The organism is Stenotrophomonas sp. KH_052, from assembly GCF_057838755.1.
Genome location: NZ_CM174475.1, coordinates 1,665,421 through 1,691,018, shown reverse-complemented (window position 1 = coordinate 1,691,018; position 25,598 = coordinate 1,665,421). Strand labels below are relative to the sequence as shown.

At 66.0% G+C, this 25,598-nt stretch carries 29 protein-coding genes, 1 tRNA gene and 1 riboswitch; of the genes, 14 read left to right on the top strand and 16 right to left on the bottom strand.

What is annotated here, in order from left to right:
- The first annotated feature begins 220 nt into the window (after positions 1-220).
- Both AC3ITW_RS07825 and AC3ITW_RS07820 read left to right on the top strand, forming a co-directional pair.
- Positions 221-799 (top strand): GNAT family N-acetyltransferase, encoded by a 579-nt coding sequence (locus AC3ITW_RS07825; RefSeq protein WP_012510649.1) that lies wholly within the window; start codon positions 221-223, stop codon positions 797-799.
- 110 nt (positions 800-909) lie between these two features.
- On the top strand, positions 910-2,406 hold the full coding sequence (locus tag AC3ITW_RS07820) for a S10 family peptidase (protein WP_100434405.1): 1,497 nt from the start codon (positions 910-912) through the stop codon (positions 2,404-2,406).
- 397 nt (positions 2,407-2,803) lie between these two features.
- Here AC3ITW_RS07820 and AC3ITW_RS07815 read toward each other — a convergent pair whose 3' ends face one another.
- Positions 2,804-3,925, bottom strand: a complete 1,122-nt coding sequence (locus tag AC3ITW_RS07815) for an inorganic phosphate transporter (RefSeq protein WP_012510648.1) — start codon at positions 3,923-3,925, stop codon at positions 2,804-2,806.
- A gap of 13 nt (positions 3,926-3,938) precedes the next feature.
- Positions 3,939-4,565: a DUF47 domain-containing protein gene (locus tag AC3ITW_RS07810; protein ID WP_004152833.1), complete on the bottom strand. Its 627-nt coding sequence runs from the start codon at positions 4,563-4,565 to the stop codon at positions 3,939-3,941.
- 292 nt (positions 4,566-4,857) lie between these two features.
- On the opposite strand from AC3ITW_RS07810, the gene AC3ITW_RS07805 reads away from it, so the two are divergent.
- Both AC3ITW_RS07805 and AC3ITW_RS07800 read left to right on the top strand, forming a co-directional pair.
- Positions 4,858-6,162, top strand: a complete 1,305-nt coding sequence (locus AC3ITW_RS07805; RefSeq protein WP_041864498.1) for a hemolysin family protein — start codon at positions 4,858-4,860, stop codon at positions 6,160-6,162.
- Positions 6,146-6,805, top strand: a complete 660-nt coding sequence (locus AC3ITW_RS07800; RefSeq protein WP_489390207.1) for an exopolysaccharide biosynthesis protein — start codon at positions 6,146-6,148, stop codon at positions 6,803-6,805. Before AC3ITW_RS07805 ends, AC3ITW_RS07800 begins: the two co-directional genes overlap by 17 nt.
- A 92-nt stretch (positions 6,806-6,897) precedes the next feature.
- On the opposite strand, the gene AC3ITW_RS07795 is transcribed toward AC3ITW_RS07800, so the two are convergent.
- The 4 genes from AC3ITW_RS07795 to AC3ITW_RS07780 form a co-directional block, all read right to left on the bottom strand.
- Positions 6,898-7,395 (bottom strand): pyridoxamine 5'-phosphate oxidase family protein, encoded by a 498-nt coding sequence (locus AC3ITW_RS07795; RefSeq protein ID WP_065722304.1) that lies wholly within the window; start codon positions 7,393-7,395, stop codon positions 6,898-6,900.
- A 66-nt stretch (positions 7,396-7,461) separates the two neighbouring features.
- Positions 7,462-8,457 carry an LLM class flavin-dependent oxidoreductase gene (locus AC3ITW_RS07790; RefSeq protein ID WP_012510644.1) on the bottom strand — a complete coding sequence of 332 codons (996 nt, stop codon included), beginning with the start codon at positions 8,455-8,457 and terminating at the stop codon, positions 7,462-7,464.
- Positions 8,458-8,688: 231 nt separating this feature from the next.
- The gene (locus AC3ITW_RS07785) at positions 8,689-9,456 is read right to left on the bottom strand and encodes a sulfurtransferase (RefSeq protein WP_100434403.1); all 768 of its coding nucleotides are present in this window, start codon (positions 9,454-9,456) and stop codon (positions 8,689-8,691) included.
- Between the two features lie 290 nt (positions 9,457-9,746).
- Positions 9,747-10,112, bottom strand: coding sequence for a DUF6164 family protein (locus tag AC3ITW_RS07780; protein WP_012510642.1), 366 nt, complete (start codon positions 10,110-10,112; stop codon positions 9,747-9,749).
- Between the two features lie 69 nt (positions 10,113-10,181).
- Between AC3ITW_RS07780 and AC3ITW_RS07775 the strand changes: the two genes are divergently transcribed.
- Together AC3ITW_RS07775 and AC3ITW_RS07770 are read left to right on the top strand one after the other, a co-directional pair.
- Entirely contained in the window at positions 10,182-10,616 is a 435-nt protein-coding gene (locus tag AC3ITW_RS07775; protein ID WP_004152813.1) for an FKBP-type peptidyl-prolyl cis-trans isomerase, read from the top strand.
- A complete protein-coding gene (locus AC3ITW_RS07770) occupies positions 10,603-11,850 on the top strand; it encodes a TIGR03862 family flavoprotein (RefSeq protein WP_485618323.1) in 1,248 nt (415 codons plus the stop codon). Before AC3ITW_RS07775 ends, AC3ITW_RS07770 begins: the two co-directional genes overlap by 14 nt.
- Positions 11,851-11,989: 139 nt before the next feature.
- Here AC3ITW_RS07770 and AC3ITW_RS07765 read toward each other — a convergent pair whose 3' ends face one another.
- From AC3ITW_RS07765 to AC3ITW_RS07750, 4 genes are all read right to left on the bottom strand, one after another.
- Positions 11,990-12,451, bottom strand: a complete 462-nt coding sequence (locus tag AC3ITW_RS07765) for a GNAT family N-acetyltransferase (protein WP_004152801.1) — start codon at positions 12,449-12,451, stop codon at positions 11,990-11,992.
- 103 nt (positions 12,452-12,554) lie between these two features.
- Positions 12,555-14,177: an FMN-binding glutamate synthase family protein gene (locus AC3ITW_RS07760; RefSeq protein ID WP_485618320.1), complete on the bottom strand. Its 1,623-nt coding sequence runs from the start codon at positions 14,175-14,177 to the stop codon at positions 12,555-12,557.
- A 55-nt stretch (positions 14,178-14,232) separates the two neighbouring features.
- Complete coding sequence (locus tag AC3ITW_RS07755; protein ID WP_032969501.1) at positions 14,233-15,519, bottom strand: nucleotide sugar dehydrogenase; 1,287 nt, start codon at positions 15,517-15,519, stop codon at positions 14,233-14,235.
- A gap of 141 nt (positions 15,520-15,660) precedes the next feature.
- Complete coding sequence (locus AC3ITW_RS07750; protein ID WP_004152797.1) at positions 15,661-16,095, bottom strand: BLUF domain-containing protein; 435 nt, start codon at positions 16,093-16,095, stop codon at positions 15,661-15,663.
- Between the two features lie 141 nt (positions 16,096-16,236).
- Here AC3ITW_RS07750 and AC3ITW_RS07745 point away from each other — a divergent pair.
- Positions 16,237-16,323, top strand: a tRNA-Leu gene (locus AC3ITW_RS07745).
- Between the two features lie 23 nt (positions 16,324-16,346).
- Here the strand turns inward: AC3ITW_RS07745 and hemN are convergent.
- Complete coding sequence (gene hemN, locus AC3ITW_RS07740; protein ID WP_004152795.1) at positions 16,347-17,756, bottom strand: oxygen-independent coproporphyrinogen III oxidase; 1,410 nt, start codon at positions 17,754-17,756, stop codon at positions 16,347-16,349.
- A 44-nt stretch (positions 17,757-17,800) separates the two neighbouring features.
- Positions 17,801-18,241, bottom strand: a complete 441-nt coding sequence (locus tag AC3ITW_RS07735) for a group III truncated hemoglobin (RefSeq protein ID WP_100434400.1) — start codon at positions 18,239-18,241, stop codon at positions 17,801-17,803.
- A gap of 177 nt (positions 18,242-18,418) precedes the next feature.
- Between AC3ITW_RS07735 and AC3ITW_RS07730 the strand changes: the two genes are divergently transcribed.
- Both AC3ITW_RS07730 and AC3ITW_RS07725 read left to right on the top strand, forming a co-directional pair.
- Complete coding sequence (locus tag AC3ITW_RS07730; RefSeq protein WP_004152793.1) at positions 18,419-18,706, top strand: hypothetical protein; 288 nt, start codon at positions 18,419-18,421, stop codon at positions 18,704-18,706.
- The gene (locus tag AC3ITW_RS07725; RefSeq protein WP_489390206.1) at positions 18,703-19,758 is read left to right on the top strand and encodes a 4Fe-4S dicluster domain-containing protein; all 1,056 of its coding nucleotides are present in this window, start codon (positions 18,703-18,705) and stop codon (positions 19,756-19,758) included. The genes AC3ITW_RS07730 and AC3ITW_RS07725 overlap by 4 nt, the downstream gene beginning before the upstream one ends.
- Before the next feature lies 1 nt (position 19,759).
- On the opposite strand, the gene AC3ITW_RS07720 is transcribed toward AC3ITW_RS07725, so the two are convergent.
- Together AC3ITW_RS07720 and AC3ITW_RS07715 are read right to left on the bottom strand one after the other, a co-directional pair.
- Positions 19,760-19,996 (bottom strand): hypothetical protein, encoded by a 237-nt coding sequence (locus tag AC3ITW_RS07720; protein WP_012510634.1) that lies wholly within the window; start codon positions 19,994-19,996, stop codon positions 19,760-19,762.
- Between the two features lie 353 nt (positions 19,997-20,349).
- Positions 20,350-20,559, bottom strand: coding sequence for a helix-turn-helix domain-containing protein (locus AC3ITW_RS07715; RefSeq protein ID WP_489390205.1), 210 nt, complete (start codon positions 20,557-20,559; stop codon positions 20,350-20,352).
- 111 nt (positions 20,560-20,670) lie between these two features.
- Here AC3ITW_RS07715 and AC3ITW_RS07710 point away from each other — a divergent pair, with 111 nt between their 5' ends.
- Positions 20,671-21,072 carry a helix-turn-helix domain-containing protein gene (locus AC3ITW_RS07710; protein ID WP_012510633.1) on the top strand — a complete coding sequence of 134 codons (402 nt, stop codon included), beginning with the start codon at positions 20,671-20,673 and terminating at the stop codon, positions 21,070-21,072.
- Positions 21,073-21,094: 22 nt separating this feature from the next.
- Positions 21,095-21,158, top strand: a riboswitch (Fluoride riboswitch).
- Between the two features lie 82 nt (positions 21,159-21,240).
- Positions 21,241-21,633, top strand: a complete 393-nt coding sequence (crcB, locus tag AC3ITW_RS07705; protein ID WP_012510632.1) for a fluoride efflux transporter CrcB — start codon at positions 21,241-21,243, stop codon at positions 21,631-21,633.
- Between the two features lie 3 nt (positions 21,634-21,636).
- Here crcB and AC3ITW_RS07700 read toward each other — a convergent pair whose 3' ends face one another.
- Positions 21,637-22,470, bottom strand: coding sequence for an AraC family transcriptional regulator (locus AC3ITW_RS07700; protein WP_489390204.1), 834 nt, complete (start codon positions 22,468-22,470; stop codon positions 21,637-21,639).
- 96 nt (positions 22,471-22,566) lie between these two features.
- The gene (locus AC3ITW_RS07695) at positions 22,567-23,079 is read right to left on the bottom strand and encodes a P-loop nucleotide/nucleoside kinase family protein (RefSeq protein ID WP_012510630.1); all 513 of its coding nucleotides are present in this window, start codon (positions 23,077-23,079) and stop codon (positions 22,567-22,569) included.
- Between the two features lie 262 nt (positions 23,080-23,341).
- Between AC3ITW_RS07695 and AC3ITW_RS07690 the strand changes: the two genes are divergently transcribed.
- The 3 genes from AC3ITW_RS07690 to AC3ITW_RS07680 all read left to right on the top strand — a co-directional run bounded on the left by AC3ITW_RS07690 (position 23,342) and on the right by AC3ITW_RS07680 (position 25,591).
- Positions 23,342-24,418, top strand: coding sequence for an alpha/beta hydrolase family protein (locus AC3ITW_RS07690; RefSeq protein ID WP_012510629.1), 1,077 nt, complete (start codon positions 23,342-23,344; stop codon positions 24,416-24,418).
- 90 nt (positions 24,419-24,508) lie between these two features.
- Positions 24,509-24,709: a hypothetical protein gene (locus AC3ITW_RS07685; RefSeq protein ID WP_012510628.1), complete on the top strand. Its 201-nt coding sequence runs from the start codon at positions 24,509-24,511 to the stop codon at positions 24,707-24,709.
- Positions 24,710-24,826: 117 nt separating this feature from the next.
- Positions 24,827-25,591: a thioesterase family protein gene (locus AC3ITW_RS07680; protein WP_012510627.1), complete on the top strand. Its 765-nt coding sequence runs from the start codon at positions 24,827-24,829 to the stop codon at positions 25,589-25,591.
- Positions 25,592-25,598: the final 7 nt, after the last annotated feature.

The following is a 25,598-nucleotide window of genomic DNA, read 5'->3' as shown; positions in this document are numbered from 1 at the left end:
CCATCGCCCGGTAGTGCCGGCCGCTGGCCGGCACCCTCGACATCAGCGTGATTCAGGCAGATCTGCCGGCCAGCGGCCGGCACTACCGGTTCATGTGCCCTTGGCATTACACCCCCATTGGCATTACACCCCCATTGGCATTACACCCCCATCGGCATTACACCCCCATCGGCAAACCCTGCGGGTCCATAATGCGCGCCTACCCGCGCGGACCACCGCATTGCCCAGCCACTCGCTGCTGTTCCCCGGCCTGCCGCTGCACAGCGCGCGCCTGGTCCTGAGCCCGATCCGCCGTGATGACGCGGCTGCGTTGTTCACGCTGCAATCCAATCCGGCGGTGATGCGCTGGTGGAACCATCCGGCGTGGAAACGACCGGCCGACGCCCGCGAACAGATCGACGACGACCTCGCCGCGCACGCCATCGGCACCCAGCTCAAGCTGGCCGTGCGCGAGTCGCTGGAGGGGCCGCTGCTGGGCATCTGCGTGGTGTTTGCCGTCGACCGTGACGCTGCCCGTGCCGAGATCGGCTACCTGCTGGCACCTGACCTGCAGGGCCAGGGTTACATGCACGAAGCGTTGCAGCAGGTGCTGGCCTACCTGTTCCGCACCTTGCGCCTGCATCGCGTGGAAGCCGAGATCGATCCGCGCAACGCGGCCTCCGCGCACGTGCTTGAACGCCTCGGCTTCCATCGTGAGGGCCTGCTGCGCCAGCGCTGGCGCATCCAGGGTGAACTGGCCGACTCGGCGGTGTACGGTCTGCTGGCCGACGACGAAGCCGCCGCTGCCCTGCCCGCTTGACCCAATCTGGCTGCAACGGGCGACAACGCCTGTCCATGGCTTTGGACACATACGGTGCGGCACCGTAGCGGCCTAGCATCGGAACCCCCTTCCGCTGCCGATCCGGTGCCATGAAGTCCCTGCTGCACACTGCCGCGCTCTGCGTCGGCCTGCTCATTGCTCCTGCCAGCGTACTGGCCGCGCCCGCCGCCGAATCCAAGTCCGATGCCAAGGACGACAAGACCGAAGCACCTGCGCTGCCGGCCGATGCGTCCGCCCGCCAGAGCATCCGCCTGGCCGGCCGCACCCTCGACTACACGGCCACCGTCGGCACCCTGCCGGTGCGCGATGAGAAGGGCAAGGTGATCGCCGACGTGGTGTTCACCGCCTACACGATGCCCGGCAAGGACCGGCCTGTGACCTTCGCGCTCAATGGCGGCCCCGGCGCTTCGTCGGTCTACCTCAACATGGGCGCGATCGGCCCCAAGGTGGTGACCTTCGGTTCGGAAGGCGACAGCGCCTCGGCGCCGGCCACCCTGCACGACAACCCGGGCACCTGGCTGGACTTCACCGACCTGGTATTCATCGATCCGGTCGGCACCGGCTTCAGCCGCACGCGCATCGGCGATGACGAGGCCAAGAAGCAGCTGTACAACCCCAACGCCGACATCGAGTACCTGTCACGTTCGATCTACGACTGGTTGCTGCGCAACCAGCGCATGGCCTCGCGCAAGTACCTGACCGGCGAAAGCTACGGTGGCTACCGCGGCCCGCGCATCACCCACTACCTGCAGACCCGGCTGGGCGTGGCGATGAACGGCCTGGTGCTGGTGTCGCCGTACCTGAGCCCGACCCTGGAAGACAACGCCGATGTCTCGCCGATGGCGTGGATGCAGACGCTGCCCTCCATCGCCGCCGCGCACCTGGAGCGCCAGGGCAAGCTGACCGACGCGGCGATGCGTGACGTGGTCGAGTACACCCGCGGCGACTACGCCACCGCGCTGATGAAGGGCCGCAGCGATCCGCAGGCCACCGAGGCGATGCTGCGCCGGGTGACCGAGCTGACCGGCCTGGATCCGCAGTTCGTGCGCCGTGCCGGTGGTCGTCTGGAAACCCAGGCGTACCTGCGCGAGGTGTTCCGCGACAAGGGCACGCTGGGCAGCCGCTACGATTCCAACGTGACCGCGTTCGATCCGTTCCCGAACGATCCGGAGCAGCGCGCCAACGATCCGCTGCTGGACAGCATCATCGCGCCGACCACCACGGCGATGGTCGACTTCGTCACGCGCGTGGTCGGCTGGAAGGTGGATTCCCGCTACCAGGCGCTGAACTACGAGGTGAACCGGTTGTGGGACCGCAACAGTGATCTGCGCCAGGGAGCGGTGACCCAGCTGCGCCAGGCGGTGGCGATCGATCCGCACCTTCAGGTCTTGATCGTGCATGGCTGGAACGACCTGTCGTGCCCGTTCATGGGGTCGATCCTGACGGTGGACCAGATGCCGGCGATGGGCAGCAATCCGGACCGGGTGCAGGTACGCAGTTATCCGGGCGGGCACATGTTCTACAGCCGGGCGGACAGCCAGGCGGCATTCCGGAAGGATGTGCAGGCGTTGTTCCAGCGCAATTGAGGGGGTTCGGCCGGGCCTGCGGCCCGGCACCCGCCGGATCAACGGCAACGGCAACGGCAGCGTCAAAAGCCGGGTTTCCGTGGGCTGGCGAGGTGGGGTGGGGTTGCAGGACACGCCGTGAACCCATCCATGGGGGCTCGATGGCGCCATCCATGGCGCCAACGGTCCTGCAACCCCACCCCACCCCGCCGCTGACAGATTCCTGCGGCTGTTGGTGGGTGCCGACCGTTGGTCGGCACGGGGGCGGATCCCATTGCTTGGCAACGGGCTCTGACCCTGGTTCTGCTCTGGTAGGTGTCGACCTTGGTCGACACGATGTGTCCGGAAGAATGCTCTGCCCATGAAAAAAGCCCGCCGGTATCCGGCGGGCTTTTTCGTGTGCACCTTGGCGCGGCGATCAGGCCCAGCCGAACAGTTCGAACAGCTTCAGGATCAGGTACGCACAACCACCTGCTGCCGGAATGGTCAGGATCCAGGCCCAGACGATGCGTTCGATCACGCCGAACTTCAGCGAACGCGGGTTCTTGGCGAAGCCGACGCCCATGATCGCGGTGGAGATGCTGTGCGTGGTCGAGACCGGCATGCCGAAGTGGGCCGCCAGGGTCAGGATGGTTGCCGAGCTGGTCTCTGCGGCGAAGCCATGGATGGGGTGCAGCTTGACCATCTTGTGACCCAGGGTCTTGATGATCTTCCAGCCGCCCGAAGCGGTACCGGCAGCCATCACCACCGCGCAGGTCAGCACGATCCACATGGCGATGCCGTCGCCGGCATGCGCGTCCGGGTGCATGAAGGCCAGCCACGACGGCAGGTCGTTCAGTGCGCCGGTCGCTTCGGCACCGATCAGGGTCATCGCGATGATGCCCATGGTCTTCTGCGCGTCATTGTGGCCGTGGGCAAAGCCCATGTAGGCCGCCGAGGCGATCTGTGCCTTGCCGAAGAAGGCGTTGACGATGCGCGGACGGGCCAGGCGGCCGATGGCACCACCGATCTTGGCCAGGCCGGCGATCAAGCCCCACAGCAGCACCATCACCACGATGCCGAGCAGGAAGCCGGCGATCGGCGAGGTGATCATCGGCACGAACACCTTCCACAGCAGGCCCTTGTTCTGCGCCCAGCTGCCCAGGCGCTCGGACCAGATCAGCGCGTCCCAGTTGTTGTGGGCCGCCGCGAGGCCGGCGCCGCAGAGGCCGCCGATCAGCGCGTGCGAGGACGAGGACGGCAGCCCCTTCCACCAGGTGATCAGGTTCCAGATGATGCCGCCCAGCAGCGCGCACAGGATCACCTGCGGGGTCACGTCGACCACGTTGGTGTTGAGCAGGCCCGAAGCGATGGTCAGCGCCACCGCGGTACCGGTCAGTGCACCGATGAGGTTCATGAAAGCGGCCAGCATCACCGCCCAGCCGGGCGAGAGCACTTTGGTCGCCACCACGGTGGCAATGGAGTTGGCGGTGTCGTGGAAGCCGTTGATGAACTCGAAGACGAGTGCGGCCAGGATCACCACCAGGACAAGGGTCAACATGCGGCGGCGTCCGTCAGCTGTTCTTCAACACGATCTGGTATGCCACGACGCCGGCCTCGCGGCAGCGGTCGATGGCCTTTTCCAGGATCTCGAAGAATTCCTTCAGCAGGAACATCTGCAGGTTGTCCAGGCGGCCCGAATAGATGTCGCGGTACAGCTCGAGCATCAGGCGGTCGGCCTCGTTCTCCAGCGAGCGCAGCTTCTCGTTGAGCGCGGTCATCCGGTCCAGGTTCATGTGGCGCAGGTCGGCCACCATCTCCACCACCACGCCGGCAGCCTGCTCCAGCATCGCCGCGCGCGGCGCGAAGTCGATGTGCTCCAGGTGGGTCGTGGCCAGCGAATAGCGATCGGCGAACTTCTCGATCTGCTTGGGAATCTTGTACAGCGCCGAGCCCAGCGCCTCGATGTCCTCGCGCTCGATCGGGGTCATGAAGCTGTCCACCAGCGCCTGGCTGATCTTGTCCGAGGCCGCGCGTTCGCGCAGGCGGGCCAGCTTGAAAGCGTCCAGCGCGGGCTGGCGGTCGGCCTCGCGCAGCATGGAGTGCAGCGCCTTGGCGGCGTCGGACGCCGCGACGGCAGCCTCATCGAGCAGGGTGTAGAACTGTTTGCCGGAACCGAAAATGGTCTGCAGAGAGAACATTGAGAAACCTGTCAGCCGTCGCGGGAAGGACGGCACCAGACGGAATTATGACGGCTAGATGACCATCTCGGGTATCCCCGCCTCCTTTCGGGGCCTGGAGACCCTCAACCTGAACAGGCAGTTGCCACCCTGCCACGGCCCTTTGCTAAGATGCCAGCGCGCCCTCGGGCGCACCTTATGGACGACGACCCTTATCCCCCTGCGCCGCGCCGGACCCGGTTCCTGAGCGCCTGCCGCCATCGCAAGCACCCGCCCTCCCTGCCACCAACCGGGGACGATGCCCGTGTTTGAAATGATCCTGATTGTCTTCGCGCTGGTTCTGTTGAACGGCTTCTTCGCCATGTCCGAGATGTCGGTCATGACCTCGCGAAAGAGCCGCCTGAAGCAGATGGCCGGCACCTCCAAGCGCGCCGCCAAGGCACTGGAGCTGTCGGAGAAGCCGGAAAGCTTCCTGTCCACCGTGCAGATCGGCATCACCGTGATCGGTGTGCTGACCGGCTACCTCGGCGGTGAAGCGCTGGGCGAGGCCTTCGCCGGCTGGATCCAGGGCCTGATGCCCGGCTTTGCCTACGCCGGCAATGTCGGTACCGCGCTGGCGGTCAGCCTGATCACCTTCATCACGCTGATCTTCGGCGAACTGGTGCCCAAGCGACTGGCGCTGACCCGTTCGGAGGCCATTGCCAGCCTGGTGGCAATGCCGATGAGCTGGCTGGCCAAACTGGCCCTGCCTTTCGTCTGGCTGCTGTCCAAGACCACCCAGCTGGTGCTGCGCCTGTTCGGCCTGGGCAAGGATGAAGTCGCCTCGGTAACTGAAGAAGAGATCCGCATGCTGGTGGCCGAAAGCCACGAGGCCGGCGTGATCGACGCCCACGAGCGCGACATGATGAACCGCGTCATGCGCCTGGGCGATCGTACCGCCGACAGTCTGATGACCCCGCGCAACCGGATTGCCTGGCTGGACACGCAGGGCGGTCTGGACAAGAACCTGGAGATCATGGCCGAGCATGAGTTTTCGCGGTACCCGGTGTACCGCGACAACGACATGGACGTGGTCGGTGTGCTGGAACTGAAGTCGCTGGCCACGCGCATGGCGCGCGGTGACAACGCGCTGTTCCAGACCCTGCGCGAGCCGCTTTACGTGTCTGAATCCACCCACGCGATGAAGCTGCTGGAGATCTTCCGCGAGGAACAGCAGTCGATGGCGCTGGTGGTGGACGAATACGGCGAGATCCAGGGCCTGGTGACCATCAGCGATCTGATGGGCGCGGTGGTTGGCCGTCTGCAGGCCACCGAAAATGCCGACGAAGATGCGCTGGTGGTGACCCGCGAAGATGGTTCGCTGTTGGTGGATGGTTCGTTGCCGATCGAGGACCTGCGCGAGCTGATCGGCAGCAACGACCTGCCCGATGCCGAGGATGGCGACTACTACACCCTGGCCGGCATGTGCATCCACTACTTCGGCCGCATCCCGCATGCGGGCGAATACTTCGACTGGGCTGGCTGGCGCTTCGAGGTGGTCGACCTGGACGGTGCCCGCGTGGACAAGCTGCTGCTGCGCACGCTGTCGGACGAGCAGGCCGATGAGCTCACCGCCTGAGGCCGGCCAGGGACCGGGCCCTGAGCGCCCGGTCTACCGCAACGAGGGCATCCGCACCCTGCTGGAGATGTTCGCCTCCGGCGACCCGGCCGAGCACATGCCGCTCGGCCAGATCCTGTGCAACCTGCAGCAAAGCGCGTTCGGCGTGTTCCTGTTCGTGGCGATCCTGCCGTCGTTCATCCCGATCCCGGGCATGGGCGGCGCGGTCAGCGGCCCGCTGGTGATCCTGATCGGCCTGCAGATGCTGTTCTGCCTGCGCCGACCGTGGCTGCCCGGCTTCATCGCCCGTCGCGGGCCCAAGCGCGGCACCATGCACCGTTTCCTGGACCGCATCGATCGCCCGCTGCGGCGCCTGGACAAGATGCTGAAACCGCGCCTGCCGCAGCTGCTGACACCGCTGCCGGCGCACGCCTTCAGCGGCCTGCTGCTGGTGTTGCTGGGCCTGCTGCTGTCGTTGCCGATCCCCTTCACCAACTTCCTGTTCGGCTTCCAGCTGCTGCTGTTCGCGCTGGCGCTGCTGGAACGCGATGGCGCACTGATGCTGTTCAACTGGATCGCGGCATTGGCGGCGATCGCCTTCTTCGGTTTCAGTTCGGGGCAGCTGGTGGGCTATACGGTGGAGTTGTTCCAGCGCTGGTTCTGAGCCGGAATCCGGTAGAGCCGGCCGCTGGCCGGCTGCCACGTTTCCAGGTTTGCCGGCCAGCGGCCGGCACTACCAATACCGGACATCGGCCATCATCGAAGGTCAATGAATCCGTTGTCGGCCAACTGCCCGGGCTCGTCCTGCACTGCCGACAACACGAACGTCAACGCCTTGCCCAGCAACGTACCCGGGCCATCCCAGTACTCGGCCGAATCGGCACGCACATGGATCAGGCGCAGGTTGGGATCATCCTTGCCACCGGGGAAGAACAGCTTCATCGCCGGCGACCACAGTTCATCGACCTTCGCGCGGTCGTCGACCACGCGCGCACGCCCCGCCACCGACACGTAGGTGTTCTTCGACGGCGAGGCATAGGCCACGTTGACGTGCGGATCGAGCGCGATTTCAGCCACCTTCGGACTGTCGGCGGTAATGACGAACCACAGGTCACCATCGAAGGCGACCTGCTGGGTGGCCAGCGGCCGGCTGTAGAGGCGACCATCGACACCGGTGGTGGTGAACATCGCCACCTCCACGTCCCTGATCAATTCAGCCAGCTGGGCGATGTGTTCAGTGCGGGCGTTGGACATGTGGGGCTCCGTGAGTGGGAGCCCCATCAGACCGTGCATCGCTGCAACAGCTCGTGACGCAATTGTTCAGCCGGCGTGGCGGGCGTGCCAGGCCTGCATCGCCAGTTCGAACGAGCGCAGGCGCGCGCGGTGGTCGTACAGGTTGGCGGTGAGCATCAGCTCGTCCGGCTTGTGGCGCTCGACAAACGCGGCGATGCCTTCCGCCACCTGCTGCGGATCCCCCAGCACGGTGCAGGCCAGTGCCCGCTCCACGCCCACTTTTTCGTGCGGCTCCCAGAAGGACTCGATGTCGTCGATGGGTGCCGGAATCTTGCCCGGTCGGCCACGACGCAGGTTCACGAAACTCTGCTGCTGGCTGGTGAACAGGCGCCGCGATTCGGCTTCGCTGTCGCTGGCAACGACGTTCAGGGCCAGCATCGCGTGCGGCTGCTTCAGCGTGCCCGAGGGGCGGAATTCGCGGCGGTACACCGCCAGCGCTTCGTCCATCACATCCGGTGCGAAGTGCGAGGCAAACGCGTATGGCAGGCCCATCGACGCGGCCATGCGCGCACCGAACAGGCTGGAACCGAGGATCCAGGTCGGCACCCGCAGGCCACCACCCGGAACGGCCTGCACCGCCTGCCCGGGCTGCACCGGCTCGAAGTAGTGCAGCAGCTCGCGCACGTCCTGTGGGAACTGGTCAGCGCTGTCGAAGTAGCGGCGCAATGCACGCGCGGTCGGCTGATCGGTGCCCGGCGCACGGCCCAGGCCGAGATCGATGCGGTCCGGATACAACGAGGCGAGCGTGCCGAACTGCTCGGCCACCTGCAGCGGCGCATGATTGGGTAGCATGATGCCGCCAGCACCGACGCGGATGCGCTTTGTTCCACCGGCGACATGGCCGATCAGCACTGCGGTGGCGGCGCTGGCGATGCCGGGCATGTTGTGGTGTTCGGCCAGCCAGTAGCGGCGGTAGCCCAGCGCATCGGCATGCTGGGCCAGCTCCAGCATGTTGGCGAAGGCAGCGGTGGTGTCACTGCCCTCGCAGACCGGGGCCAGGTCGAGAATCGACAACGGGATCATCAGGCGGTTTTCCGTCACAGGATTCCCCATGCATGGGGTCGGTCAGGCGCGGCGGCCAGTGACGGTAGCGGGATGCTGATTCCCGTGGGGCGGGTTCAGGGCTGACCGCACTTGATCCGGTAGTGCCGGCCGCTGGCCGGCAGGCAGAGCGCTTTGCAGCCGGCCAGCGGCCGGCTCTACCCGGAAATCAACATTTCCGCCAGGCATGGCCCGGCGCGACAGCGGAGCGGATCAGAACGCGCTGGGGCGCGGCTCCGGCAGCGGCTGGTCGACCATCGGCTTCAGTTCGGCATCCAGCGCCACGCGCTCGTCGAACACGAAACAGCGGCCTTCATAGCCTTCGCCCCCCACCTCCTCGAAATAGCCGAGGATGCCGCCGTCGAGCTGCAGCACGTTGTCCATGCCGTCGTTGACCATCCACAGCGCCGCCTTCTCGCAACGGATGCCGCCGGTGCAGAAACTGACCACCGTGCTGTCCTTCAACGCTTCGCGGTGCGGCGCCAACGCCTCGGGCAGGTCGGTGAACTTGTCGATGGGCAAGACCAGCGCATCCTTGAAGGTGCCGTACTCCACTTCCTGCAGATTGCGCGTATCGAGCATCACCACCGGCTTACCGGCGTCGTCATGACCCTGGCGCAACCAGCGCTGCACGGTGGCCGGGTCGACCGCAGGTGCGCGCGGGTAATCCAGCGGCTGGCCGTCATCGCGACGGAAGCTGATGATCTCGTTCTTCACCTTGGCCTTCAGCCGCACGAACGGCTGGTGCTCGCTGAAACTGGTCTTGACCCGCATATCGGCAAAGCGCGCATCGGTACGCAGCACCGCATAGAAACTTTCGACCGCCTCCGGCGCACCGGCCAGGAACAGGTTCAGCCCCTCGCCCGCCACCAGGATCGTGCCACGCAGCTGCGCCGCCTCGGCGCGCGCCAGCAATTGGTCGCACAAGGCCTGGGGGGCGTCGATGACGGCGAAATGGTAGGCAGCGGTATTGGCGATCATCCTGCCATTTTAGCGCCTCCCGCCCGCACGGACAGATTCAGGGGGTCAGAGCCCTCTGCGCGGCAGAGGGATCCGACCCCGCAGATACCCGGAATCTGTCAGAGGCGGGGCGGTGTGGGCAGGCGGGACCGTTGGCGCCATGGATGGCGCCATCGAGCCCCCATGGACGGGTTTACGGCGTGTCCCGCCTGCCCGCACCGCCCTGCCCACCACGGATTGCCTGCTGTTGCTGTTGCTGTTGTAGTTGCCCTGGCATCGGCGGGTGCCGGGTGCAACCCGGCCGAAACCCCTTATCCCCGCAGCAGCACGAACGGCAGCAGCACCAGCGCCGCCGCACCGGCCATCGCCAGCAGCACCAGTACCACATACACAGGCCGCCGCCGCAGCAGGCTGCCGAAAGTCTCGGCGGTGCCATCGCGCAGGGCCTGCTCGCGCTCGGCACGGATGCGCGGCCCGCGTTCGGCCTGGTACTCGGCCATCAGCGCCTTGGCGCGCGGATGATCGGCGTCCTCGCGCAGCCACAGGCCACCGTTGGAGATGCCCCACGGGCTGGGTTCGGTGCGATACCAGGCGATGCCGTGCTGGTCGAGCAGCGTGCAGACATCGGCATATTCGTCGTTGCCGACATTGCGCAGATTGAGCAGGAGTTTTGCCATGCCCCATGATACCCGGCGCCGATGCGCTACCCTTGCCGCCCTCGCCCTGCGCCCTTCCGGAGACGCCCGATGCGCCGCCTGCTGCTTCCCCTGCTGCTGTCCCTCGCCGCCGTTGGCTGCTCGACAGAACCGTCCGGCCCACCGCCGGGTGGCACCCTGACCACCTTCGAGCGCATCGATACCGTCCCGGGCACTGGCACCGAAGCCGTTGCCGGCAACAAGGTCACCGTGCACTACACCGGCTGGATCTACGACAACCGCACCGAAACCAAGCACGGCAAGACCTTCGACAGCTCGGTCAGCCGTGGCGAACCGTTCACCTTCGCGCTCGGCGCCGGCCAGGTCATCCGCGGCTGGGATGAGGGCGTGGCCGGCATGAAGGTCGGTGGCAAGCGCACCCTGATGATTCCGCCGGACTACGGCTACGGCGACCGTCGCGTCGGCCCGATCCCGGCTGGCTCGTCGCTGGTGTTCGATGTCGAGCTGCTCGATGTCAAACCGTAATACCGCAATGCCACCCCGGGTCGCCGTCGTCGGCGGTGGTCCGGCCGGCCTGTTCGCCGCCGAGCGCCTGCGCGCGGCCGGGCTGCAGGTCGACCTGTACGAGGCCAAGGGTTCGCCCGGCCGCAAGTTCCTGATCGCCGGCAAGGGTGGGCTCAACCTCACCCACTCCGAGCCGCGCCCGTTGTTCGACAGCCGCTACCGCGAGCAGGCGGCCACGGTCGGTCGATGGCTGGACAGCTTCGATGCGCAGGCGCTGCGCGATTGGGCCGCCGATTTCGGCGTGGAAACCTACGTCGGCAGCTCCGGGCGCGTGTTCCCGGTCGACCGCAAGGCGGCACCGCTGCTGCGCGGCTGGGTGCGCCGGTTGAAGGAACAGGGCGTGCGCCTGCATGCCAACCATCGCTGGATCGGCTGGAGTGACGACGGCGCCCTGCGCTTCACAACGGAAGAGGGTGAGATCGCGGTCCACGCCGATGCCACCGTGCTGGCCGTCGGTGGTGGCAGCTGGCCGCAGCTCGGCAGTGACGGCGCCTGGGTCACACCATTGCAGGCACAGGGTGTGGAGATTGCGCCGCTGCAGTCAGCCAACTGCGGCTTCGACGTCGACTGGACGCCGTTCTTTGCCCAGCGCAACGCCGGCGCGCCGCTGAAGCCGGTCGTTGCGCACTGGATCGACCTGGCCGGCCAGCCGCGGTCGCTGCAGGGCGAATGCGTGGCCAGCGAGTACGGCATCGAAGGCAGCCTGGTCTACGCGTTGGCGGCTGATCTGCGCGAGACCATCAACCGCGATGGCCACGCCATGCTGTGGCTGGACCTTGTGCCGGGACGCGACGAGGCACGCCTGCTGGCCGACCTGTCGCGCCCGCGCAAGGGTCGCAGTTTCGGCGAACACCTGCGCCGTCAGGCCGGTCTGGATGCGGTGAAGGCCGCGCTGGTGTTCGAGCTCCTCGGCAAGGAAGCGGGCAACGATCTGACCGCCGTGGTTGCCACGCTCAAGCGTCTGCCGCTGCGGCTGCTGCGCCCGCGGCCGATGGCCGAAGTGATCAGCACAGCCGGTGGCGTGCGCCTGGATGCGATGGATGAGGGCTTGATGCTGCGGGCAGTGCCCGGCGTGTTCTGTGCCGGCGAAATGCTGGACTGGGAGGCGCCGACGGGTGGCTACCTGCTGACTGCGTGCTACGCCAGTGGCCTGCGCGCCGCCGAGGGCGTGATCGGGTGGCTGGCCGGGCGGTGACACCTGCGTTGTAGAGTCGAGCCATGCTCGACTGCACTGCGTTGTAGAGCCGAGCCCATGCTCGGATTGAATCAAAAGCAGTCGAGCATGGCTCGACTCTACAAAAGCAGCCGAGCGTGGGCTCGGCTCTACACGCTGGTCACCACGACCGGCGCATGCTCACCGAGGCCAGCGCCACACCGCTGGGATGCGGGTAGGCCTCTTCGCGCACGCTGACGAAACCCTGCCGCTGGTAGAACGGCACGGCATTGAGCGAGGCCGACAGCACGACCTCACGATCACGATCGGCCATCGCCAGCAGGCGCTGCATCAGCGCCTGGCCGATGCCCTTTCCGCCGCGATCCGGATCGACGAACAACGCATCGACCTCGTTGGCATCGGTATCAAACACGCCGAACCCGAGCAGGACACCCTGCCCGTCCTCGGCCACCACGCAGCCCCCCTGCGACAACAACCGCGCGTACTGCGACGGTGGCGGCGAGGCAGACCAGGGCGCGATGACCTCGGGTGGGTAATGGCTACTGCAGGTCTCGCGCACGCAGCGCGTACGCAGGGCCCACAGCCTGGCCACATCATCCATGGTGCCGGTCCTGAACTGCATGACATCTCCTTGTAGAGCCAAGCCCATGCTCGGCTGTTCTTCGTTCCAACATCGCGATGCCTGATCGAAAGGCAGTCGAGCATGGCTCGACTCTATCGAAGCGCTACCGCGACTTGCTGGCGCGCAACGCCTGGATCTTCGGCGGTGGCTGGAACGAGTCGCTGCGTGCATCAGCCCAGAACGCATGGAACACCGCGTGGTCCGGCACCTTGTGCAACAGCTCGCCCGGTTCCAGATAACGGTACAGCGACGCCAGCGAACGGATCTCAACCGGCGAAACTCGACGCAGGATGTGCTCCGGGCCCAGCTCCGCCGGGTCATTCAAGCCTGCAGCGCAGAGCAGCTCTTTCAAGGCGTGCAACGTGTGCTCGTGGTAGCTGTACACACGCGTTGACTTGTCCGGCGCATCAAGGTGCTTCCAGCGTGCCGGGTCCTGCGTGGCGATGCCGGTCGGGCACTTGTCGGTGTGGCAGCTCAGCGACTGGATGCAGCCCAGCGCGAACATGAAGCCACGGCCGGCATTGCACCAGTCGGCCCCGAGCGCGATGGTGCGCGCGATGTCGAAGGCACTGGTGATCTTGCCCGCCGCGCCGATGCGGATGCGGTCACGCAGGTCCAGACCGACCAGAGTGTTGTGCACCAGCAAAAGGGCTTCATGCATCGGCACGCCGACATGGTCGACGAACTCGGCCGGGGCTGCGCCGGTACCACCCTCGGCACCATCGACCACGATGAAGTCCGGCAGCAGGCCGGTCTCCTGCATCGCCTTGGCGATGCCGAACCACTCCCACGGATGGCCAATGGCCAGCTTGAAGCCGACCGGCTTTCCGCCTGACAACTCGCGCAGGCGGGCGACGAACTGCAGCAGCTCGACCGGCGTGGAGAATGCCGAGTGACGCGACGGCGACACGCAATCCACGCCCATCGGGACGCCACGGGTCACCGAAATCTCGGCGGTCACCTTCGGCGCCGGCAGCACGCCGCCGTGGCCGGGCTTGGCACCCTGCGACAGCTTGATCTCGATCATCTTGACCTGGTCATGGGTGGCGTTGGCAACGAAGCGCTCTTCGCTGAAACCGCCCTTCTCGTCGCGGCAACCGAAGTAGCCCGAGCCGATCTCCCACACCAGGTCACCCCCCATTTCGCGGTGATAGGGTGAAATCGAGCCTTCGCCGGTGTCGTGGTAGAAGCCGCCGCGGCGCGCGCCTTCGTTCAGCGCACGGATTGCATTGGCCGACAACGAGCCAAAGCTCATCGCCGAGATATTGAACACGCTGGCCGAATAGGGCTTGGCGCAGCCAGCACCGATCAGTACTCGGAAATCATGCTTGGCGATGGCGGTCGGCGCCAGCGAATGGTTGATCCACTCGTAGTCCACAGCGTACGTACTGCGCAGGGTACCGAACGGCACCGTGTCCATCTCATTCTTGGCGCGCTGGTAGATCAGCGCGCGCTGCTGCCGCGAGAACGGCACGTCCTCCAGGTCGCTCTGCACGAAGTACTGGCGGATCTCCGGGCCGATCGATTCCAGGCCGTAGCGGAAGTGCGCCATCACCGGATAATTGCGGCGCAGCGTGCTGCGCTTCTGCAGCAGGTCCCAGGTCCCCAGCGCCACCATCGCGGCAGTCAGGCCGACGCCCCAGTACCAGGCCGGCCATATCACGGCCAGCCACAGGCAGATCGGGAACATCAGGATGGCGAGCAGGTAGACGATATACCGGTGCATGGCTTTCCTCGGTTGCAACTGCCCCCGAGTCTACCGCGCCGCCTGCCCGCAGGGTTTACAGTCGATCATCAACCACGTTGCGCGGCCAGGCCGATTTCACGTCGTAGACCAGGCCACCGGGCGCCAGCAGGCTGCGGATCCGTGCTTCATCCATCGCCCTGAAGTGGGCATGGGCCACGGCCAGCACCACCGCGTCGTAGCAGCCTGCTGCCGGCTCGGCCAGCCACTGCACGCCTTCGTCGGCCAATGCGGCGGGACCCACCCATGGGTCGCTGACCTCGACCTGGGCACCGGCATCACTCAGGCGCTGCGCAAGTTCCAGCGCGCGGCTGTTACGCAGGTCCGGGCAGTCTTCCTTGAAGGTCACGCCCAGCACCAGGATGCGCGCCTGCGCCGGTGCGCGGTCGCGTTCGGCCAGCATTGCCAGCACCCGCGTCGCCACGTGTTCACCCACGCGGTTGTTGACCTGCCGCGCGGTATGGATCAGGTCCGGGTGGAAACCCACGCTCTCGGACTTGTGCAGCAGGTAATACGGATCCACGCCGATGCAGTGGCCGCCAACCAGGCCCGGTCGGAACGGCAGGAAGTTCCACTTGCTGCCCGCCGCGTCGAGCACGTCCTGGGTATCGATGCCGAGCCGGTCGAAGATCAGTGCCAGCTCGTTGACCAGCGCGATGTTGACGTCACGCTGGATGTTCTCGACCACCTTGGCCGCTTCGGCCACGCGCATCGACGGCGCCGGGAACGTACCGGCAGCGATGATGCGCTGGTACAGGCCGTCGATCACCGCAGCGACGCCCGGGGTCGAGCCGGAGGTGATCTTGCGGATGTCGGCCAGGCGTCGCTGGCGATCACCGGGGCTGACCCGTTCCGGGCTGTAGCCGCAATAGAAATCTTCGTTGAAGCGCAGGCCGGAGCCCTGCTCCAGCAGCGGCACGCACACTTCTTCGGTGGTGCCTGGATACACCGTGGATTCGTAGATCACCAGGTCGCCGGCACGCAGGTGGCTGGCGATCAGCCGCGTCGCCGAGCGCAGCGGCTCCAGGTCGGGCTGCTCGTAGGCATCGATCGGCGTCGGCACGGTCACGATGTAGACGTTGCACGCGTCAAGCAGATCCGGATCACTGCCGTACTCCAACAGCTGCGCAGTGACCAGCTCGTCGGCTTCCATTTCCAGCGTGTGATCCACGCCGTTGCGCAGCTCGGCGATGCGCCCGGCATCGATGTCGAAACCCAGCGTCGGCCAGTGCCGGCCGAAGGCCACCGCCAGCGGCAGGCCGACATAGCCCAGGCCGATCACCGCAAAACGGGGTGCGTCGGCCGCTGCAACAGGCACACTCATCGGCACGCCCTGTGCAACAGGCAAGGCTTCACGTTCGCAGCCATGGCTTCGGCCAATACGCTCATTCGCTGTACCACTCGGAGGAACCCACGCCGGAAAGACTACAGCGTAACGGCCTCGCCCCCCCGCCGCCAAGGCGGTTCAGGACCCCAGTGCCACCGCTGCCGGTTCGAGCTCGCCATCAGCACCGGTCCAGGCCTGGCGCAGGCGTTCGAAGCCACCGCTGCCCAGCAGGAAGCCCGGCCAGGCGGCGTCGATGATCTGCGCAAGCAGGTCCGCTTCGATCCGGCGCGTGCCCATCGACCAGCGCGGGAACGCACGCTGCGCAACCGGGGCGCGGCACAACACCTTCAGCTGCCCATGACTGCGCGCGTTGAGGATGCGCGGGAACACCGAATCGATGCCATCTTCCGGACCCTCCAGGTACTGCAGGAAGCGCGTGCCGTCGAACATCAGCACGCCGGTGACGCCGGCTACACGATTGAATGCCGTGGCATCGGCCAGCAGGCGGTCAAGATCGGTTGTCTGCAGATCGGCGCGGGCCTCACTGGCATAGGCAATCGCGTGCAGCGACATCAGGTGGCTCCCCCCCTGGGAACGATGGTTGGGACTATGACATGAACAGGCACAACAGTTAAGCACGTCCCCGCAGGTCACTGCTCCGGTGCAATCCAGCCGTCGTGCGGCAGGTGGGCTACAATCGGCGCCGCGCTGCAGGCCCGGATGGCGAAACTGGTAGACGCATCGGACTTAAAATCCGCCGGGGGCAACCCCATGCCGGTTCGATTCCGGCTCCGGGCACCACACACGCACAGCGCAGCGAGCCGTCAGATCGCGCGCGAATAACGCGGCTGCTCATGCGCCGCGCGCAGGTACGGATCGAAGCACATTGCCAGCAGCCGCAGCAGCGGCCGTCCCGGTTCACTGGCGCGCACCACACCCTCACGGTACTCGGCCAGACCGTCGTCCTGCAGGCGTTGCACCGAACGCAGGTCTTCGGCGAAGTACTGTTCGAAGTCGACACCATGGCGCTGGCCCAGCACGGCACCATCCACCTCGCCCTGGCACATCAGCTGCTGGATCAGTTCCGCGCGCAGTTGATCGTCGGCACTCAGTGCCACGCCACGCCAGACTGGCAGTTGGCCGTGATCCACCGCATCCTCCCAGGACGGCAGGTCACGCGGATTCTGGCTGTAGGTCGCCCCGATGTGGCTGATCGCACTCACGCCCAGGCCGAGCAGATCGGTATCGGCGTGGGTGGTGTAGCCCATGAAGTTGCGATGCAGCTGGCCGGCACGCTGCGCGCGCGACAGGTCCTCTTCCGGCAACGCGAAGTGATCCATGCCGATGTACTGGTAACCGGCGGCCGACAGCCTCTCCACCGCCAGACCCAGCAGCGCCAGCTTGTCTTCCGGCGACGGCAACCGGCTTTCGTCGATCTGCTTCTGCGCGCGGAACAGATGCGGCAGGTGCGCATATCCGTAGACCGCCAAACGATCCGGGCGCAGCGCCAGCACCAGTTCCAATGTGCGCCCGAAGCCCTCCAGACTCTGCCCCGGCAGGCCATAGATCAGGTCGACGTTGACCGAGCGCATGCCGCTGTCGCGGCAGGCGCGCAGGATGTCCAGCGTCTGCTGCACGCCCTGTACGCGGTTGATCGATTCCTGCACCTGCGGGTCGAAATCCTGCACACCCAGGCTTGCGCGGTTGAACCCCAGCCGGGCCAGCATCGCTACGTCGCGGGTATCGATGAAGCGCGGATCGAGCTCGATGGAGAAATCGCGCTGTGACGAATCGCTGAAGTCGAAACGCCGGCGCAGCCCTTCGATCAGCGTGGTCATCGCCTCGGCATCGAGGAAGTTCGGCGTGCCGCCGCCCAGATGCAGCTGGATGACTTCACGACCATCCTCGAACTGCGGCGCCAGCAGGTCGGCCTCGGCCAACACGCGCGAGACATAGCTGTGGCCGCGGCCGCGATCGCGGCTGATCACCCGGTTGCAGCCGCAGTAGAAGCACGGGCTGGAACAGAACGGCACGTGCACGTACAGCGACAGCGCGCGGGCCAGCTGGTTGCTGTCAGCGATTGCCTGGCGCAACGCCGGTGCGTCGAAGCCATCATGGAAATGCGGCGCGGTCGGATACGAGGTGTAGCGCGGCCCCGGGCGGTCGTGCCGACGCAGCAGGTCGGGGTCGAAATTCCAGGCCAGGCCGCCAGCGGCGGGAGAGAACGTGTCCATGGCGCCAGCATCGCGCCGGGCGGCCTGCGCCGCCTTGACCCAGATCAATCCTTGGCGGGGATCCCCAGCACCGGCAGGCCGACCTGCGGCCAGCGCAGCATCTGGTAGCGCTTCCAGAAGGTGTCTCCGATGCGTGCGGCCACATCGTTGGCCAGTTCCTGCATCGGCGGGTTGTTGCATTCGGCAGTGGTGATCCGGAACAGCACCAGCCAGCGGTCGAACAGATCCTTGTCCAGTTCAATGGCCATGTGCTTGGACATCGGCGAGCCCTTGAAGCGGCGGGTGCCACGCAGCATCGCCGACCAGAAGTCGACCAGCTGCGCCAGATGCTCCGGCCAATCATGGACGTGCGCGCCGAACACCGGCCCCAGCCGTTCTTCCTCGCGCACGCGGGCATAGAAGTCGTGGACCAGGCGGGTGACTTCCTGCTCGGTGCACAACTCCGGCGAGGCGACGGGAAGGGCTGGCGGAGGTATTGCGGTCATCGGGGTACCCAAAGCTTGCCGGCAGTGTGCCGCAGCCGGCCATCACCACCGTTGATCCAGATCAATGTCGGCGCAGTCCGCTGCACCTAGGCTGGCACGCTTGCAGGAAGCATGCCCTGCGGATGCTGCGCCAGCCGGCGAAGTATACGCGCCGCCCACTTTTCGAACCGGGACAGCATGAACAGACCCTCTCCCAGCCGCCGCCAGCGACTGATCCAGCAATGGGGCGCCATTCTCTGGCCCAGCTTCATTGCCGCCGGCGTGGCCAGCGTGGTGTTCTTCGCCTTCGTCGACCCGCTGCGCCTGCAGGCGATCAGTTTCCCCGGCACGGCGATCAGCCGCGAGCTTGGCTATAGCGCTGGCTTCTTCATGTTCTGGGCAGTGACGGCGCTGTCCAGTGCAGTCACCTGGTACCTGCAACGACCGATGCCGAGCGACGACGACGACGAGCTGCCGCTGGGATGAGCACGAACTGCACCACGACACCCGGCCCCTGGCACTGGCACTGGCGCGGCCCGCTCAGCGCCGCCCTGCTGGTGCTGTTCTACGCACTGCCGTGGCTGCGCTGGGACGGTCGCCAGGCCCTGCTGCTGGACATCAATGCGCGACGCTTCGACCTGTTCGGCTGGACGCTGTGGCCTGGCGACGTCGGCGTACTGATCGGACTATTGGCAGCGCTGGCGGTGGGCCTTGCGCTGCTCACCCATCTTGCCGGGCGCATCTGGTGCGGCCACGCCTGCCCGCAGACACTGTGGCGCCGCGCCTTCGACTGGATCGCACGCGCCGTGGCCCGCGTGCTGCCGGCATCAATGGCGCGCCCCGCCACGCAGGTGGCCTGGGGACTGTTGTCACTGTGGACCGGCATGACCTTCGTCGGACTGTTCAGTCCAATCGGCGAACTGGTGTCGGCGCTGCCGCACGCGGGCTGGAGCCGTTGGGAAACGTTCTGGGTGCTGTTCTATGCAGCCGCTACCTGGGGCAATGCCGGCTTCCTGCGCGAGCAGGTCTGCCGCTCGCTGTGCCCGTTCGCACGCATGCAGCCGTTGCTGACCGATCCCCACACGCCGCGCATGATGTACGACGCGCGTCGGGGTGAACCACGCGGTTCGCGCCCCTCCGGCCTGGGCGGCGTGCTCGGCCGCGGTCGTGGCCTGCTCGATCCAACAACTGCGCAGGACTACGTGTTCCGTGCTGCGCATCCGTTGCTGGCCGGGCCGATGCCCGTCTTCAGCGCCAACCGCCTGGGCGACTGTACCGACTGCGCTGCCTGCGTCAGCGCCTGCCCGATGCAACTGGACATCCGCCACGGGCCGCAGGCCGATTGCCTGGCCTGCGGCGCCTGCCTGGAAGCCTGCGCACAGCAACAGCACCGGGCCGGCTTCGGTCCGGGGCTGGTGCGCTACTGCAGTCCACAGTCGATGGCCGGGCAACCGCGGCGCTGGTGGCGACCGCGGACCCTGGGCCTGCTTTCAATGCTGCTGGCGCTGCTTGCCTGCGGCGCCTGGCGCCTGCTCTGAATCAACGCGGCCCGCTGGCGTTCGGCGGGACCAGCTGCGCTCGTCGGACGATGCCCAGCTGCTCGATGATCAACGCCATTTCATTGGTGACTTCAGTACGCTCGGTCCCCTGCGGGACCAGGCGGTCCAGCACCTGCTGGTAGGTATCCCAGAACGCCGGACCGCATCCGTGTTTGTGATAGCTGGCTTCCAGTTCGCGGCGTACCCGTTCAGCCAAGCCATGCATGCCGTATTCCATACGACCTCCGTTGGACTTGTTCTGCATTGTTGACGGTCTACCGACTCACTTGCGTGCTACTGAAAGACTCCCGGGCTTCACGCCCAGTTGATGCCAATTAGTCATAGATTTCACGACAGGTCAATTACATGCGGCGACATTCGTGATCGAAATTATTAATCGTTCACGAAACTGCATACGGGCCCACGGGGTCGCCGGATGGTCCGAAGCCGACACGCGACCTGCCTCGACCGCTCCGCTCGCCAGTAGACATCACTGATCGGCAAACCCGGATTGATCGAATCTGCCTATGTTGCTAAGCATACTTAACAAAAAGTGCTTAGAGTGCTAGATGCGACAGAATGCGGCGCAGATCAGATGGATTTACCTTCCGCCGCCTCAGTTGCAGGGAACAGATTCGGATAGCGCTGGTGCAGGATGTATTGCCGCAATGCCGGGATTGGAAAGTCCCTGGGCCATTGCGACACTGCGGATCGGCTTATGCCGAAGAAACGCGCCAGTTCGGCGTCGGTCCGGAAGCCCAACCGGTTACGTACCTGTCCCTTGCTCCAGAATTCGGTCATGGCCGGTCCTTCTGTTAACCAGCCTTATTCTTGCGACAAGGATTCTTCGCATTCCACGCGTTAAGCTGGCTTGCATAGATGAATACTCTCGGCCAACGACTCGCCACCGCCATGAAGAAAGCCGGGCATCCACGCCCGGCCGACCTGGCCCGCGCCGCGCATTCGACGACGGCAACCATCAGCAACTGGCTCAACGACCATGTCAGTCCCTCGCATGTGAAGGCCGAACAGCTGTTCCGCATCGCCGATGCGGCCAAGCTGGACGCGCGTGAACTGCTGTACGGCATCAGCGGGCTCGGCGTAGGTGAGCCCGGCAATGCCTACATCCCCAGCCAGGCCCACCTGGACGTCTGGCAGGACGCCTACGAACTGGTCAGTCACCTGGTTGCCGAGAACGGACTGGAGATCGATCACCGCCGTCACGCGGCGCTGGACCTGCTCGCGTTCGAGCTGCTGATGGATGGCTTCAGCCGCAGCAAGGTCGCCCGCGTGCTGATGACCTCGATGACGTGAGCGCACCGCCGCTGGTAGCATGGGCGACGATGGGGATGGGGCTCCCCCGATAACCGCCTGAGAAGGCTGATGGCTCCTGCCAAGACGAACCCGGCGTTCGTCGAGGGCAGGTCGTGCCTGCCCTCGCCGTTCGCCATCGAACCTGCGAATCCGCACTCGAGGCACGCGATGCAAGCTCTGAACAATTACTTCCTGGTCTTCATTGGCGGCGGTCTCGGTGCCTGCCTGCGCCATGCCTGCAACTTGATCGGCGCACGGGTGGCAGTCGGCAGCCCGTGGCCGTGGTCGACCTTCCTCATCAACATCAGCGGCGCACTGCTGATGGGCGTGGTGGTCGAGGTCTTCGCGATGCGCAATGGCGCCTCACCGCAGCTTCGCCTGCTGCTGGCCACCGGCATCCTCGGCGGCTACACCACATTTTCCACCTACGCGCTGGAAATCGGCCTGCTGCTGCAGCGGGGCCAGCACGGACTGGCGGCGTTGTATGCCGGCGGCTCGGTGGCACTGGGCCTGGCTGGCCTGTTCGGCGGGATGAAGCTGGCCAGGCTGGTGCTGGGCTGAGGCTCAGGCCGCAGTGGCACGGGCCTGCCCGCGCCACTGCCGTGGCGACTGCCCGGTGTGCGCCTTGAACGCGCGCGACAACGCCGCTTCGCTGCCATAGCCCACGTCGTCGGCAATCCGCTTCAGCGGCCTGCCCTGGCGTAGTGCCTGCTGCGCCAGGCCCACCCGCCAGCCCTGCAGGTACTGGCCCGGAGTGATTCCCATGGCCTCGCGGAAACTGGCCGCGAACACACTGCGCGACATCCCGGCGACGTCGGCCAGATCTTCCAGCGTCCACGCCTGTGCCGGTGCTTCGTGCATGGCCACCAGCGCCAGCCGCAGCCGCGGATGGCCGAGCCCGGCAAACAGGCCACCACGCATCTCGCCACCTTCCATCAGCTGGCGCAGCACCTGGATCATCACCACCTCGAACAGGCGGTTGACCATGGCCGCACGGCCACAACGCTGCTCGAAGGCCTCGTCGAACAGCAGTTCCAGCGCCGCGTGGCCGCCATACAGATCCGCCAAGGGCAGGCAGATGAAATCGGGCAGCGCAGCGCTGATCGGATTCAGCCGGCCCCCTTCGAAATGCAGGTTGGCACAGGCCATGTCGGCGCCATGCTGTGGATCGGTGCTGAAGCGGTGCGGCGTCGGTCGCGGATACAGCAGCAGGCTGGGCACCTCGATCTGCACGGTCTGCTGGCCGTGGCTGACCTGCACCGGCCCGCGCCGCACCAGGTGCAGCTGGCCGGCCTCATCTTCGCTCTCCAGGCTGTTGATGCCGCACAGCGCACCCGCATGGAACACCGAAGCGGTGACCGAAAAGCGCTCAAGCAGAATGGCGAGACGGTCGACCATGACGGCACTCCGGATCAAGCAGAAAGGGTTCAATACGTCAGATCGTATCGGAATCGCCCCTGTGATGGACAATTGAGCGCTGTCCGCCCCGGACTCTCACCCATCCTGCAAATGGCGGATCACCACGAAGCCCTCCGTCGCCGCAGGCGCCACGAAGTGGCGGGTGATCTGCTCGAACGCTTCGTCGCTGGCCTGGAATGGGTGTTCACCGCGTGCGTTGCGTGCGCGCAGCCGCGCCTTGCAGATGGGGTCGGGAACGTCGAGAAAATGGAGCTGATGGGCAACGCCGGCCGAGTCGAATAATTCGCGGCCCCATTCACGGCTGGCCGGCGTATTGAACGGAAAATCGAGCACGACCGAAACACCTGCCTTCAGGATCGCGCGTACATGCTGCGTCAGCACGTCGCGCAGGGCTGCCGCGCACTGCAGGTAATCGGCGATGGAATGGATCTGGTCGGGATACAGCGCCGCCAGCCACGCGTCTTCGCTGATCAGCACGCTGCGTGGCTGTGCAGCCAACTGCTGCGACAAGGTGGATTTGCCGGCGCCGATCTTGCCGCACATCAGGTGCAGGATCGGGGCATCGCCGATCGATGAAGGATGGTGCATCTACGCTCTCCAGGCTGGTTTCCAATATCCGGGAGAGAGAGCTGTGCGCAGCCCGCCTTCCCGGGCGGGTTGCATGGCCGTGACGACCGCGCGCTATCCCGCCTTCCCGAGGGGAATGCGGATAATCGACGCGGAAGTGTGCAGGACCATGTCGCCAGCGTAGAGCGCAGCACGGTCGACCGGCAATGCCTGCGGCAGTGCAGCGCGCGCAACGTTTCGCTGGCATCTATGCTCGGCGCCATTCCTGCATGGAACGACCCCGATGCGCCCCTTGCTTCGATGTGCCCTCGCCCTCGGCCTGCTGTTGCCATCGACGGTCTTGCTGGGTGCACCGCCCACGGCGGCACGCACGCTCAGTGGCGAGCTGCAGGGCGCGCCCTGGCGGCTGGATGTGCCGGCAGCCTGGAACGGCGACCTGGTGATGCTGGCCCATGGCTACGAACCGGTGGGTGTGCCTCGCACTACGCCGATGGCCGCCAATGACAGCACCGCGCCACTGTTGGCTGCGGGCTACGCGGTCGCGCAGAGTGCCTATGCAAGCCAGGGCTGGGCGGTGGCCGATGCGATCACCGACATGGAACACCTGCGCCAACATGCCCTGATTGAACTCAAGCATGTACGCCACACCTGGATGCTCGGATTCTCGATGGGGGGTACTGTCGCCATCAGTACCCTTGAACGCTTCCCGCAGCACTACACGGGCGGTGTTTCGCTCTGCGGCGCCAATCTCAGTGGCGAACAGATCGCGACCGAACTGCTGACTACACTGGTCGCGTTCGATTACTTCTTTCCCAAGGCCGAGGGCCTGCAGGGCGCAGGACTGGTATCGCGCGAGGCGGCGGCGCTGCCGCAGGGCGAGTTGTACCAGGGCATTGCCACTGCACTGCAGCACGATCCGTCGCACGCCGCATTGCTGGCGCGGCGGCTGCAGGTCTCCCCTGATGTACTGGCCGGCACGATCAGCCTGCACGCGCTGGTCCTGCACGAACTGGTCACGCGCAGCGACGGCATGCCGGTCGGCAACATCGACGTGATCTACAGCGGCTTCGGCGACGACGCCGCGTTCAACGCCGGCGTGCAGCGTATCGCTGCCGCGCCTGCGGCGCAGGCGCACGTTCGCAACACGCTGGCATTGACCGGCGCATTGAAGCGACCGCTGGTGATCCAGTTCAACCACAATGACCCGACCATCGTGCCGCACATGCAGGCGGTGTACCCGCAGTTGGCGGCACGGGCCGGCGCACGGCCACGGCCACGGGTGTTGCAGCCGGCGGGCGAAGGTCACTGTGGCTTCTCTGAGGCGCAGGTGGTCGAGGCCTTGAAGGCGGTGCAGCACTGAGCCCATCGCGTGCCGCAGCGCATCAGGGGCGTGCCATGAGGACTGCTATGGTGGCCTGGCCCAATGAAGGGCGAACAAAGGACTGACGTGATGATCAAGACGACCTTGAAGACCATGATGTTCCTTGGCATGGCCGTGACCGGCCTGGCCTTCGCAGCAGGATCCTGCGAGTTCTGCACGCTGAAGTACGAGCAGTGCCTGCGCACGTCACATGGACCGCTGGGCAAGACCTCTGAGCAGTGTCTGGCCGAGTACAAGATGTGCCGCGAAATGGACTGCCCGTCTCCCTGACCGGCGTCCGGCCGGCTCCTGCGGGAGCCGGCTCAGCCCGCCACGTTGCCAAACGCTTACGATGCAAGGACCGGTGCAGCACCTGCCGCCTCCCTTCCTGCTGAAGCAACGCGCACGATGGCCTTCTTCGAACGACTCAGCGACACCCGCTACCTGCCGACCGAACATACCGGCGGCGCCTGGAACATCCGCGAACAACATATCGCGCCTGCGATCGGCCTGTTGGCGCATCATCTGGAGCGCGATGCCACCGCACGTGGCCACGGCTTCCTGATCGCGCGCCTGTCCTACGACATTCTCGGCACCATCCCTATCGAAGCGATGGAAGCCGTCGTGCAGGTACTGCGCAGCGGTCGCACCATCGAGCTGGTCGAAGCCACGCTGCAGCATGGCGGCCGGCCGGCACTGCGCGTGCGCGCCTGGCTGATGCGTCCGAACGATACCGAGACCATCGCCGGCACACCGCTAGCAACCATTGCACCACCGGAGTCGATGCCGGCGTGGGATCCGGGCACGGTCTGGCCAGGGGGATTCATCCAAAGCGTAGAGATCCGCCGACACGACCAAGGGCCTGGACGCGCCAGCTACTGGGCGCGCGCAAAGCACGCACTGCTGGACGGCGAACCGGTCAGTCCGCTGGCCCGTGCAGCCACCCTGTTCGATCTGTCCAATGGCATGGCCGTGCGCGCCGATCCCAAGGAAATCGCCTTCCCCAACCTCGACCTGACCGCGCACCTGTTCGGCATGCCCGAAGGCGAGTGGCTGGGTTTTGACACTTCTGTGTCGTTCGGCCGCCAGGGCCTGGGCCTGACCAGCACGGTGCTGCACGATGCGCGCGGCCCGATCGGGACGCTCGCCCAGGCATTGACGGTACGTCCGTGACCACGAT